We start from the raw sequence: 11,946 nt of genomic DNA, 5'->3' as shown, positions 1-11,946 counted from the left end.
GTTCTCAGAAACGCTCGATTGCCGGAGCGTGATCACGATGCGGGCGGCGTGCCCTCGGCCTCAGCTCTTGGGTGGCAGCAGCTCGTTCGAGAACTCGGTAGACGGTGGCGCGTCCGACGGTGAATACCTCCATCAGTTCGGCGATGGTGTAGTCGCCAGTGGCGTGCATGCGTACCAGCTCGGTCTGCTGCCGGGCGGTCAGCTTGGGAGCACGTCCTTTGAGCTTGCCGCTCGAGCGTGCGATGGCCATGCCCTAGCGGGTGCGCATCTTCAGCAGGTCGGCCTCGAACTCGGCGAACACCGCGAGCATGTTGAAGAACATCTTCGACATCGGGTCCGATGGGTCGTAGACGCTGCCGCCCAGAGACAGCCGCACGCCGCGGGCTACGAGAGTGTCGCCGATGGCCTGGGCGTCGGGAACGGATCGGGCGAGCCGGTCGAGTTTCGGAACAACGAGGGGTGTCGCCGGAGCGGACGGCGGCCAGGGCTTGGTCGAGGCCGGGGCGGGCCCGGTTGGTGCCGAGGCGGGCCCGGTTGGTGCCGGTGAGTCCCTTGTGGAGGTAGACCCGGTCGTCGGGGACGCCAAGGGAAGCGAGGATCTCGCGCTGGGCGGTGAGATCTTGGAGGACGGTCGCGCCGTCATAGAGGGGCTGGTGCGGTTGGACGGTCAGTAGCGGGCCGAGGGTGCCGCGCGGGTGATCACGCCGGTCTGGGCCAGGTGCAGCACGGTGGCGGCTGGCGAGCATCGCGTCTTGCTGGTGATCGCACAGTTGTTCGTACCGTCGCCTACCGTGATGCCGCCGCGCGGCGGGTAGCCGCTGGCCTCCCATGCCTGTTCCAACATGTGTGCGGAGGCGGCGCGGAGGCGGGAGGTCGAGATGCTCACCTCGCCAATGAGGGTGCGCAGGAGCCGCAGCCAGACCCCGAGGTGGACCGGACGGGCGGGCAGGGTGACCGTCCCGGTGGTCAGCGCCTCCCAGGTGAGGCGGTCGGCGGCGGCCACGGGCACGGGGGCCGTCCGGGCGGGTGTCGGCACGCCCAGGAGGTACCCGATGCGGACAGTGCCCTCGGGTTCCAGCAGGCAGCCGTGGTTGGGGCAGCTGAGCATGAGCAGCAGCTTGGTCGTCAGCGCGACGCCGCGGTCGTGATCGGTCGCGCACTCCGGGCACACGCGGGGAGACGCTCGGTGGGGTTCCTGATCCACCGGCAGCCAGGGCAGCCACCGCCCGACGGTGTTGGTGCCGGTCTCCCCGCGACGCAGCAGGACCGAGCCCTCGCGAAGTGTAGGTGTGGAAGGCCTCGGGGCCTTGGTCGGGGTCGAACGTGTCGGCCAGCCAGGGCACCCACCCGGCGATGGCCATCAGCCGCAGCTCAGGCGTATGCGGATGCCGAGGATGAACGCGGGATGGAGCGGTGGGTGCAGACCTACCGCCGTGAACTGCTCGACCGCACTCTGATCTGGAACCGGCGTCACCTGCTCCATGCCCTCCGCGAGTTCGAGACCTTTTGCAACACCACGTCGAACAACTCAGGGAATTTGGCGTCCCGGTCGCGGATCAACAACCGTGCCCGGCAGCCGGCATCCTCCAGGTCCATGACCAGGTTCCGCGCCGCTTGGATCACCCACGCCGCGGTCGGGTGGCCGGTGGCGCCCAGGACCCGGATGCGGCGGGTGTGGGTGCTCGATGACCGCCAGCACTTACATGTTGGCGCCGGTGAGAGTCACGGTCTCCAGGAAGTCACACGTCAGCCATCTGACCGGGGACGCCGGGATTCATCATCAGATCGGGAAGGATACCTGGAACGGCAGGCGCTCCTCGGTCTGGTCGCCGATGCGGGAGAGGACCTCATCGAGCGCGATGAAATCCTCCCATACTGCTCGGCCGGTCACCTCCGACAGCCGGCCACGATGAGATCCTCCAGATCCGGCACGCGCGTTTACGGGGGTCAGCGGTTCGACACGGACGAATGGACGACCGAGGTCTTCGTACTGCGGGATGGCCGCTGGCTGTGCGTGCTAAGCCACATCACCGCAGCCGCCTCTGCTTGACGCACCTCGCATGGAAAGTGAAAGCCAGGCCGCGCGGCGTGGCGGTTCCGGCCATGCCGCGCGGCCTGAGAGTCCCGGTCATCCCTTCGGAATCACCAGATCGGGACCGTTGATCGCCTTCCCTGCGACGACACGCAGGGGTTTCGGATACCAGGTCATATCGGCGGGACCGCCGCTGTAACCGAGTTTGATCCACTGGGTGGCCAGCCCGTACAGGGCGTAGTCGACGTCCCCGGTGATACTCGCGAATGGTGCGGCGATGTCGCCGGTTCGGGCGCTGACGGCGACGACGCTCACGTACTCGTTGGGAACCACCGAGCCGATGACCTTGCCGCTCAGCTTGCCGCTCTCCGGCAGCCGGGCATCGGCGGTCGCCGTGCCCCCGACCTGGACCCTGATCGGCCGGGCGGCGAAGCGGTCGGGGGCCCCACCGGACCATTGCCACGCGTAGCGGCCGCTGAAGTCCGGGTACTGGACACGCCAGTCGTAGGGGCCGAGGCCTTCGATGGTGTAGCGCCCATTGGAGTCGGTGCAGTTCCTGCCCCATGCCTCCGGGCCGGATGGACCGGCGGGCAGCACCCAGGCGCACACTTCCTCGACAGCCTTGCCGGTGCGGGCGTCGGTGACGGTACCGGCAATGGATCCCGCCCCGTCCAACCGCACCTCGGTCTTGATGTCCTCACCGCTGGCCACGGTGAACCACACCGCCTTCTCCATGTCCCCGGTGCCGCCGTTCGAGCCGACCCACTGGCGGCCATGCACACCATCGGTGGGCGTTATGAACAGCCGGTACTTGCCTGGCCACAGTTGGGGGATGCGGAGTTTGCCGTCGCTGTCGCTGCACTCCTGGTCGAGCGTCTTGTTTCCGCGCTCGCGGGTGGCCGTCTTGTTCCCGCGCTTGCGGGTGACCGTCTTGGGGAGGGTGGCCGCCTGCTCGAACAGGCTCACACATGCGCCGGCCACCGGCTGTGCCGTCTTGGCGTCGCGGACCGTCGCGACGATCGTCGCCTCCCGCACCAGTTCGGTGGTGACACGAGTGGCCTGACCTGCCTGCACCACCACGTCGTCGATCGATCCGTAGAGGTAGCCCTCCGGCGGTGAGATCGAGAACGAATAGGTCCCGGCGAGGACGCCGTCGAACGTCGCCTTGCCCTTGGCGTCGGTCTCGGCGAAGAGCGATCGGGGACCGCCGCGTGTCGCCACGTAGGCGCCGGGCACCGGCTCGCGGCTCTTGGAGTCGAGGACGGTCACTTCGAGGTCCCCGGTGGGGAGAGCGGTCTCGGTGACGGTCGTCTCCAGGCCGGACCGCACCGTGATCGGGTCCGCCTCGTTCTGGTCCAACTTCCCGTGGGCCCACTGGATGTTGCCGTTCGAGTCGAAGGACAGCTTGTAGTCCTCCGCGTTCAGCCCGGTGAACCTGAACGCTCCGTCGGCATCGGTGATCTCGCGGCCCCGGGAGTTGCCCGAAGCGTCGTGCACTTCCACCGCGGCGCCGGCGACCCCGGCGCCGGAAGCGGTCACGAACCGGCCGGAGATCGAGCCGTATTCGATCGGCTTCAGGGCCAGCGAGGCGGTGCCGGGAGAGGTCACCGGATCGGCCGAGGCCTGATCGGACTTGTCGAATGCCCACTGGTCTTGGTAATCGGTAGCCGTCACTTTGATCCGGTACTCGCCCGGTGCCAGCCATTGCAGATGGTACTGGCCGGAATCATCGGTGTTCGCACCGCCGGAGACGCCGCCGGAGGCGCCGTAGGCCTCGACCCAGGCACCCGCCACAGGTTGGCCGGTCTTCGCGTCGGTGATCGTTCCGGTGATTCCATCGCTGTCCGCATATGCGGGTACGGACAGGAAACTTCCCGCCATGATGATGGCGACGGTCGCAATTAACCATAGGCAGCGTCGAATGAACACGGGCCCCCTCCATCCGCTCGCCCTACTACGAGAATCGGCGATATAACGTAGACAACCGACGGCTCTGTTCGGTTGACAGGCGAGCGTAAGAATCCATTGGCGCTGGCCGTATCCGGCCGCTTCACGTCCATCAAGTGGTTTGAGCAGCCGATCAGTTCGCTTCTGGTCACGCGGTCACCGGCGGTCGGCTGCGGTCGCCCTGCCAGGCCGCGCCCCTCATTGGCGTCGGCCCGGCGACGGACAGATGTCGCGGTAGCCGATGTCGGCGGTGCACCCAGCCGGGTTCTCCCAGACCGTCCGCAGTACCAGAACCCGGATGAATCCCACGGTCGGAGGCCGGCCGGGCACCGCTTCGATTTCGACTGGGCAGCGTGGCGCCGTCGCAGCAGGTTCCGGTGCCAGCGCAACACCGTTTCCGGACGTATGGCGGCCGGGGGTCAGTTGTCACTGGCACCGACACTGAGAGGGGCTTTTCCCGCGGCTGCGCGTGGCCGGCGCGCGGGTCAGGCAAGGCGGTAGGTATCAGTACGTCGGGCGACCCCGGCGGCCAAGGCGGAACCGAGGCCGTAGGTGGCGAACGGTCCAGCGAATCGCAGGCCTGGTCGTGACGGCGGGCCGGTCGACGTCGCCCGTCCCACCGGCGTTATCGTCCTGGCCGTCGACGTCCTCGGCGTCGCGGACGGCCAGGTAGCGGTTCAGCGCCCTCAGCCGAGGAAAATCGGGCTCGATGCGGACAAGCTGACCCAGGATGGCACTCGGAATACCGCGCTGATACGACTGAGTCAGGCCTTGGCGCGCTGCTGCTTGAGGCGGAGTTCTTCCTTGCGGACTTCGGCCTGGACGGCTTGTTCTCGTTCCAGCCAGTCGGGCCTTTCGGCCTTCAGGTTCTCGATCTCGGCCGTGGTGAGGGGGCCCGTGATGCCGGCGCGGGCCAGACCTGAGATGGAGACGCGCAGTTTGGCGGCGACGACCTGGCGGGGGTGGGGGCCCTCACGGCGCAGGTCCGCCAGCCACGAGGGCGGGTCGGCTTGGAGCGCGTTCAATTCGTCCCGGGAGACAGGACCTTCCTGGAACTCGGCGGGTGCTGCCGACAGCAGGATCCCCAGCTTCTTGGCCGCGGTCGCGGACTTCATGGTCTGCGGGGTCTTTGCTTTGGACGTGCCCATGCCCTCAAGGGTAGCCAGCGAAAGGGGACTGTCTGGACGTGGCTAGGGTGGCGGAGTGACCGATGGTGAGTTCCGGCTGGCCTACGTGCCGGGCGTGACGCCCGGGAAGTGGGCCGGGGTGTGGGCCGAGCGGGTCCGGGAGGTGCCGCTCCGCCTGCTGCAGACGCCGGCGGCCGAGGTCGTCCCCCTGCTGCGGAACGGCGATGTGGACGCGGCGTTCGTACGCCTGCCCGTCGACCGCGAGGGCCTCCATGTGATTCCGCTGTACCTGGAGACGACCGTGGTCGTGGTGCCAAAGGACCACGTCGTGGCCGCAGTGGAGGAGGTGGAGCTCGCCGCTCTCGCCGACGAGGACGTGTTCGAGCCACTCGATGACGTCTTGCCCTGGGACGAGCGCCCCGGGCAACCTGCCTTCACCCGTCCTGAGAGCACCGCCGGCGCGATCGAGTTGGTCGCGTCGGGAGCGGGCGTCCTGCTGCTCCCGCAGTCTCTGGCCCGCCTCCACCACCGCAAAGACCTCACCTACCGAACCGTGACCGACGCTCCTCAGTCCCAGATCGGCCTGGCCTGGCTCGATGCCGAGACGACCGACCTCATGGAGGAACTGATCGGCATCGTCCGCGGCCGCACCCCCAACAGCTCCCGTGGCCGCAAGCCCCAGCAACAGCCCACCCGGAAAAAGCCACCGCAGCAGCGCCCCGCCTCCAAGCACCGCCGCCAGAAGCGCCGCCGAAGGTGACGAGAGTCGCGCTCACCGACAACACCCCGCCATCCCCTTCGCACACCCAGGCGAGTGATCAGGGCGTCCGCGCGACAGAGGGAATCGTCAGAAGACCTCACGAGGACGCGGTCGTAGAGCCCGACACGTCATTTGCTCGGCTGGGGGATCCTGCAATTGGCGGTGGGGTTGAGACCGATGTAGTTGAGCGGACCAGAGGCCCAGGTGATACCGATCGTGGCGATTTTGGCGCAGCTGCCATCAAACTGGGCGTAGTAGTGGCGCTGCCCCGCGGCGAGCGCTCCAATGATCAGCCAGGCGACGAGCATCCACCGTCCGGACCTCATCGCTACCTCCGGTGACCGCTTCGCCGACCCTGGGGTACGACAGTAACGACAAGATCGTGCATAGTTAAGCAAGTCGGGCCGGGTGTGTCACGTCCCCCAACGTCTCGCGGGCCCGCTGTGTCCGCGACGACCCGACCATGCACAACCCACTCGGATCCCCCGGCTGGCAGCAGCGTGCGGCCGCCGCCGGAGCGGTCATCGGCGTCACCCCGACGATGAACTGGCTCGCCGCACGCAGCGCAAGCCAGTCCCCCAAGGCAACTACTGCCCCTCCTTCCACACGGACCCACCTCTGGCGGCACACCGAACGCCGCTGACCAGCCGAACACCGGTCAGCGGCTCTCACCGGCCTGGCCGATGCCCACGCCGGCCACAGGGGTTCACCTACGGCTCGGAGTTCAGCGTCCGAGGAGGCGGTTACAGTCGGCGGCATGTCGCTGACCCGGTTGGCCGTGATCGATGATGGTGATCCGCTGGCCCTTGCGGGGCCGGGGGCGGACATGGTCACCGCCTGCGGCGCCGATGTCGCCGTCGGGCCGGACGGAACCGTGATCGTCACGGAGGCCGGGGACGATCTGGAAGCCAGCGGGGTGCGTAACCACGACACGTTCGCGCTCGTGGGCCCCGTGCCGGGTGAGGTGGCCGCCCGGTTCCTGGCCGGCTGGTCCAGCGAACCATGGCTGCAATCCGGGCCCGAGTCGCAGCCGATCCACCTGTTCGTCCGAGTCCGGGAGGGCGCCCTTTATCTCGGGACGGTCGAACAGTTGCAGAGCGGTTGGGGCACTGATCCGTACATACTCGAGGACTGCGTCCTGCACATCGACCCACCTTTGGACATCGAAGTGCTGGACCGGGTGCGTCCACCTAGCACCACGCCCGGCGCCTTGCCCGGGCTGGAGTGGCTTGACCACCTCGACCGTGACCGCACCGCCGCGCTGCGGATGTTCATCGAGAGCTGGTACCCGGCTCCCGCCGAGGAGTCCGCACCCGCCACGGCGGCCGAGATACCGCCGGCGCTGGCGGAGTTCTACCGGCTCGTCCACGGACGCCCGCACGTCCTGGGCGTGCAGAACTTCATCCGCCCCTCCGCCGACCTCCACCTCGACGAAGATGGACTGCTGGAATTCGGCCACGAGAACCAGGGCGTCTTTTACTGGGCACTCGACCCGGCCGGAGACGACCCGGTCGTGTGGACCGTCGAGGCCCCTGCACGTCGACAGGCCGAGCATGAGCGGTTGAGCGGCTTCCTGGTCCAGTTCTCGTTGCACGAGGCCGTGATGAGCGCCTCCTACATCGCCTCGACCGATCCGATCCCGTGGCCGGTCGCCCGTCGGCTGACCGACACAATGCGCCGAGTACCGCTCAAAACGTGGCTGTGGTCCCAGTACGAGACCTCCTTCTACGCCGCGCCCGGCCTGATCGCCCGCCTCAGCGATCAAGGCGACGGGCAGTGCAACATATGGGTCGGCGCCAGGCACCGCAGCCTCTTGCGACCGCTCGGACATATCGGCGTGCCGTGGAGGAGCTTCGACGGGTGAGCCGCCACAAGCGGGGCGGTCGTGTTCGTTCGTCCCTCTCTCCGCGGTCTCCCGTGTGGGTGTGGCCCGAGGACGCCGGCGTCGGGGCGGGGCACGCACGCGGCGTCGGGTGGTGGCGTGCAGCAGGTGCGCGGTGGACTGGCCCGGCATCACACATTGGGGGTGGTCCGCCGGTCCGCGACCGCGTGGGCGAGTTGGTGCAGTGGCGGGCATTCGTTCCTGAATCAACGCATGAAACAGGCTCGAAGCGCTTCGCCTGGATGAAAACAGCAGCCGGCTCCTCGACGGCCCCCGTCTCGCGCCCCGGCGAATTACTGGCTCAGAGCACTGGCGCCGACCGCTTCGCCACCTTACGATGATCATGGTCTCTACCAGGAGAGGCCAAAGAGGAAGGCCAATTCATGATGTCGTGGTCGCGTAGGGTCATGTCGGTAACATTTGCTTCAGCGCTGACACTCATCGCGGTTGGGCAACCGGCGCAGGCGGCAATCAGCCAGGACAGTGGATGGGTTTACACGACCGATGGCGCCGGCAAGATCTACTTCGATGCCGACCGAAAGGGATATCCGGGCCAAGAACTTCTTATAGTATGCGACCTCAAGGCGGACGCCCGGGGCGTTACCGGGGCAGCCGAATGGAGGGTTGATCCCGTGAAGTTCGGCAAGCAGATCACTGATTCATCCAGCAGTGGCGGCTGCACTTCGTATGCCGGAAACTTCATACCAGAGGGTTATTTGCTTCACGTCTGGGTGTGCAAGTATCACACTTCGACAAACGATATCGGCAACTTTTCATACTGCAGAGTCGGTGCGGGAATAGGGTAGCTTCCAACCCGCAGGTTACGGGTCCGAGACCGACGCGACCCGCCACGCTTACCAGGGGAAACGCCGTCTACGGTTGTCTTGGTCGCTCCAAATTGGAGCGACCAAGACCGTCCTGAGTCCCAACTCCGCTCCTGCTGCCAGTGCTCGACGCGCGCCGTAGTTCACATCAGCGCACGCGGACGCCGGGCAGACGGCAACTCACCCGCGCGGCCTGATTTTCTGAGGTCAGCCCACGGCGGAGTGCCGTGTTGGATGCGGTACGCAGCCTCGCCCGGATCTGGTTCAAGGTGGCCGCCGTCAATGGCCTTCCATGGCTCTCATGCCGAGTGGCCCTGCGTCAATTGAAGGGAGCCACCTTCGTCTGGCTCACGTCTCCACGCGGGTGTGGCTATCCAGCTTGCGCATCGCCGGGCGCAGGTAGCTCTTCGCCGTCTCTGGCGCTCCCGTCGAGTGGTCCCCACATGAGCGTCCCGTAGACGGCGCCGTAGAAGTTACGGGTGACGTGGCGCGGGTCGCGCAACGGGATCGGCGGCTCGTGCTTTGAGCGGTGGCCTGCCGGGGGCTTATCGGCGCCACAGCTCCGCTCGACGTTGTGCGGCGCGCTGGTAAAGGGCCCAATCCGCCGAGTGGCTGCACCCCAGTTGCAAGGTGCGCCCTCATGGCGCAGATAAGAGGCTGTGTCGGGAGCAAGGGGGGAAGTCGAAGAGCTGCTCCCGGCCGATCATGTCCGCCTGCTTCGTATGCGTCTCCGCAGGGGCTATGGGCGTGGCCTGTTCACTGCCGCTCGATCTGGCCGCCGACTCCACGATGGTCGGACTTGGCCGGTGGACGGCGCGGGTTGGTGCCCGCGCCGTCTCGCGGGGTCAGGCTTGGGCGGTCCGCTTGGGGAGTTTCCAGCCGGGGCGCGGGAAGTGGCACGTGTAGCCGTTCGGGTACTTCTGCAGGTAGTCCTGGTGCTCGGGTTCGGCTTCCCAGAAGTCGCCGGCGGGGGTCACCTCGGTGACGACCTTGCCGGGCCACAGGCCGGAGGCGTCGACGTCGGCGATGGTGTCCTCGGCGACCTTCCGCTGCTCGTCCGAGGTGTAGAAGATCGCGGAGCGGTAGCTCGTGCCGATGTCGTTGCCCTGGCGGTTCACGGTCGTGGGGTCGTGGATCTGGAAGAAGAATTCCAGTAGCGCCCGGAAGTCGGTCTTGTCGGGGTCGTAGATGACCTCGATGGTCTCGGCGTGGGTCCCGTGGTCGCGGTAGGTGGCGTTGGGGACGTCGCCGCCGCTGTAGCCGACCCGCGTGGAGACCACTCCGGGCTCCCGGCGGAACAGCTCTTCCATCCCCCAGAAACAGCCGCCCGCGAGCAGTGCCCTCTCGGTTGCCATGTTCCCCCCCTCGTCTCCTTCGTCGACCAGTACAGCGGGCATCGCATCAACGTTATTCCATGGGTCTCCGGCGGCCGGAGGGCCCTTCGCGGGGCGCCGGGTCGCCGGCGTAGGTCCAAGCGGCCGGTGCTATTTCGTTGGGACGGGGGTGCGCAGGAGGTCTCGCCAGTCGGCGGGCCAGTTGACCAGCGCGACGATGCCCATGGCGACGAGGTAGGTCGGGGCGGCCCAGCTCTGCATCGCCGAGTCGTGGTTGACGATGTGGGTGGTGACCGCGCCGGTGAGGACGAGGATCAGCGTCGTGGCGGCGAGGAAGCGCGTCCGCTTGTCGGGGATCACGAGCAGGACGGCGGCGATGCCCTCCAGGGCGCCGACCACGAAGCGCATCCAGGACGGGTAGCCCCAGTCGGCGAACTTCACCGAGTACGCCGGGCCGAATATCGTGTCGCCCGACCAGTATTTCGTCACGGCGCCCACCGCGAACTCCAAGGCCAGGAACCAGTACAGGACGGTCGTGAGCCGTTTCGGCATTTTCTTCCTTCCGGGGAATGCGGGCAGGGGCGTCCTCCGCGCGGCGATCGCGGTGCCGTGCGGAAGACGGTTTTCGGGGTTCAGCCGCGCAGGGCGGCGATGGCCTTCTCGATACGGCGGCGGCGTGTCTCGGGCTTCTTCGCGCTTTCGATGGCGCGGACGTGCTCGCGCTTGCGGCCGTCGGTGAGCTTGTCGTAGGCGGCGCGGGCGGCGGGGTCGCCGTCCAGGGCTTGGACGAAGTCCGCGGGTTCGGCGACGACGCGCGGTTCGGTGTCGAGTTCCAGGTCGACCTCGACCTCGTCGCCGATGGCGACGCCCGCGGCCTGCCGGTTGGCGTTGCTGAGGCCGAGCAGGTGGCGGCCGCGCATGATGGCGACCCTGCTGCGCCAGGAGTGCCCGTTGACGGTGATCTTCACTCTCGGACGCGCGCCGCCGCCGAGGTCCTCGACGATCTCGGCGGGGACCTCCAGGCCGCGCATGGGCTCCGGAGGCTCCACCACGGTGCTGAACTTCATGATCTGCCCTTTCTGGGGACGCGGGCCCGGCCGTGTGCCGTGCCGGGCCCGCGCGATGTGCACGTGGTCACGCGGCGTAGGTGGTGACCTTCCACAGGTACCCGTCGGGGTCGGCGAAGTAGCCGAAGTAGCCGCCCCACGGGGCGGCGGCGGCCTCCTTGACCACGCTGCCGCCGGCCGCGACCGCCTTGCGGATCGTCTCGTCCACGGCGTCCCGCGAGTCGGGGTTGAGGTGGAAGGACGCCCCGCGGAACCCGGATCCCTCGGACGGGACGCCCGCGTCCTCTGCGGCGGCGTCCCATTCGTAGAGGGCGAGCTGCGGGACCCCCTCTCCTAGGTGGAACGACGCGAAGTGGCGGGTGTCCTTGTCGATCTTCCAGCCCAGGGCCTCGCTGTAGAACCGCTTGGCGCGGCCCATGTCGCGGACGCCGAGCATGATGGCGTTCATCTGCGCTGACACGGTGGTCTCCTCGCGGGTCGGGGCGACTGCTACTCGGCGTAGGGCTGGTCTTCGCCCTTGTCGCTGTAGGCGAGGCTCCAGATGTAGCCCTCGGGGTCGGCGAAGGTGCCGCCGTAGCCGCCCCAGGGCAGGGTGTCGGCGGGCTTGAGGATCGTCGCGCCGGCCTTCTCGGCCTCCGCCATGATCTCGTCCACGCGTGCCTGGCTGCGGACGACGTAGGTGAGGACGAGGCCGCTGAAACCGCTGCCGTCCGGGCTGGTGCCGACCTGGTCGGCCAGCCCGTCGCGGCCGTAGAAGCCGACGGGCGAGGCGCCGTCGGACTCGAAGAAGACCGAGATGCCCCAGTCGTCCTTGATCGTCCAGCCGAGCCCCTCGGTGTAGAACCGCTTGGCGCGGTCCATGTCGCGGACGCCGAGGAGGATGGAGCTCACGTGGGCCTTCATGGTTGTCTCCTTGCTGGTGAGCGGCCCGCCGGAGGCGGCGGGGGCGGACGGCCGGGTCCCGGCCGTCACA

At 67.8% G+C, this 11,946-nt stretch carries 15 protein-coding genes; 4 read left to right on the top strand and 11 right to left on the bottom strand.

The features are described 5' to 3' along the window. Window positions 1–4: 4 nt before the first annotated feature. Genes ACGFI1_RS19255 through ACGFI1_RS19245 form a run of 3 tightly spaced genes read right to left on the bottom strand, consistent with a single transcriptional unit; the run spans window position 5 to window position 1,171 of the window. Window positions 5–250 (bottom strand): helix-turn-helix domain-containing protein, encoded by a 246-nt coding sequence (locus ACGFI1_RS19255; RefSeq protein ID WP_392786763.1) that lies wholly within the window; start codon window positions 248–250, stop codon window positions 5–7. Between the two features lie 3 nt (window positions 251–253). Further along, a complete protein-coding gene (locus ACGFI1_RS19250) occupies window positions 254–643 on the bottom strand; it encodes a recombinase family protein (RefSeq protein ID WP_392786761.1) in 390 nt (129 codons plus the stop codon). A 24-nt stretch (window positions 644–667) separates the two neighbouring features. Next, window positions 668–1,171: a hypothetical protein gene (locus tag ACGFI1_RS19245; protein WP_392786759.1), complete on the bottom strand. Its 504-nt coding sequence runs from the start codon at window positions 1,169–1,171 to the stop codon at window positions 668–670. 246 nt (window positions 1,172–1,417) lie between these two features. Between ACGFI1_RS19245 and ACGFI1_RS19240 the strand changes: the two genes are divergently transcribed. Beyond that, entirely contained in the window at window positions 1,418–2,050 is a 633-nt protein-coding gene (locus tag ACGFI1_RS19240) for a hypothetical protein (RefSeq protein WP_392786757.1), read from the top strand. Between the two features lie 78 nt (window positions 2,051–2,128). Here ACGFI1_RS19240 and ACGFI1_RS19235 read toward each other — a convergent pair whose 3' ends face one another. Then, on the bottom strand, window positions 2,129–3,961 hold the full coding sequence (locus ACGFI1_RS19235) for an MSCRAMM family protein (protein WP_392786755.1): 1,833 nt from the start codon (window positions 3,959–3,961) through the stop codon (window positions 2,129–2,131). Between the two features lie 782 nt (window positions 3,962–4,743). Then, a complete protein-coding gene (locus ACGFI1_RS19230; protein ID WP_386870630.1) occupies window positions 4,744–5,127 on the bottom strand; it encodes a DUF5997 family protein in 384 nt (127 codons plus the stop codon). 55 nt (window positions 5,128–5,182) lie between these two features. On the opposite strand from ACGFI1_RS19230, the gene ACGFI1_RS19225 reads away from it, so the two are divergent. Beyond that, the gene (locus ACGFI1_RS19225; RefSeq protein ID WP_392786753.1) at window positions 5,183–5,866 is read left to right on the top strand and encodes a LysR substrate-binding domain-containing protein; all 684 of its coding nucleotides are present in this window, start codon (window positions 5,183–5,185) and stop codon (window positions 5,864–5,866) included. Window positions 5,867–5,994: 128 nt separating this feature from the next. Here ACGFI1_RS19225 and ACGFI1_RS19220 read toward each other — a convergent pair whose 3' ends face one another. Continuing rightward, window positions 5,995–6,174, bottom strand: coding sequence for a hypothetical protein (locus ACGFI1_RS19220; RefSeq protein WP_240807735.1), 180 nt, complete (start codon window positions 6,172–6,174; stop codon window positions 5,995–5,997). A 449-nt stretch (window positions 6,175–6,623) separates the two neighbouring features. Between ACGFI1_RS19220 and ACGFI1_RS19215 the strand changes: the two genes are divergently transcribed. Both ACGFI1_RS19215 and ACGFI1_RS19210 read left to right on the top strand, forming a co-directional pair. Beyond that, the gene (locus tag ACGFI1_RS19215) at window positions 6,624–7,730 is read left to right on the top strand and encodes a hypothetical protein (protein WP_392786751.1); all 1,107 of its coding nucleotides are present in this window, start codon (window positions 6,624–6,626) and stop codon (window positions 7,728–7,730) included. 425 nt (window positions 7,731–8,155) lie between these two features. After that, window positions 8,156–8,554, top strand: coding sequence for a hypothetical protein (locus tag ACGFI1_RS19210; RefSeq protein ID WP_386870624.1), 399 nt, complete (start codon window positions 8,156–8,158; stop codon window positions 8,552–8,554). A gap of 863 nt (window positions 8,555–9,417) precedes the next feature. On the opposite strand, the gene msrA is transcribed toward ACGFI1_RS19210, so the two are convergent. The 5 genes from msrA to ACGFI1_RS19185 form a co-directional block, all read right to left on the bottom strand. Then, window positions 9,418–9,927 carry a peptide-methionine (S)-S-oxide reductase MsrA gene (gene msrA, locus ACGFI1_RS19205; RefSeq protein ID WP_138637393.1) on the bottom strand — a complete coding sequence of 170 codons (510 nt, stop codon included), beginning with the start codon at window positions 9,925–9,927 and terminating at the stop codon, window positions 9,418–9,420. Between the two features lie 129 nt (window positions 9,928–10,056). Beyond that, window positions 10,057–10,458: a DoxX family protein gene (locus ACGFI1_RS19200; protein ID WP_386870620.1), complete on the bottom strand. Its 402-nt coding sequence runs from the start codon at window positions 10,456–10,458 to the stop codon at window positions 10,057–10,059. 80 nt (window positions 10,459–10,538) lie between these two features. Then, entirely contained in the window at window positions 10,539–10,973 is a 435-nt protein-coding gene (locus tag ACGFI1_RS19195; protein ID WP_392744972.1) for a YdeI/OmpD-associated family protein, read from the bottom strand. 67 nt (window positions 10,974–11,040) lie between these two features. Further along, window positions 11,041–11,433 (bottom strand): VOC family protein, encoded by a 393-nt coding sequence (locus ACGFI1_RS19190; protein WP_392786749.1) that lies wholly within the window; start codon window positions 11,431–11,433, stop codon window positions 11,041–11,043. Between the two features lie 29 nt (window positions 11,434–11,462). Next, a complete protein-coding gene (locus ACGFI1_RS19185; protein WP_386870614.1) occupies window positions 11,463–11,876 on the bottom strand; it encodes a VOC family protein in 414 nt (137 codons plus the stop codon). Window positions 11,877–11,946: the final 70 nt, after the last annotated feature.

The sequence above is a fragment of the Actinomadura geliboluensis genome (assembly GCF_043197915.1).
GTDB lineage: Bacteria > Actinomycetota > Actinomycetes > Streptosporangiales > Streptosporangiaceae > Spirillospora > Spirillospora geliboluensis.
This window is presented reverse-complemented; position numbering and strand designations above follow the sequence as displayed.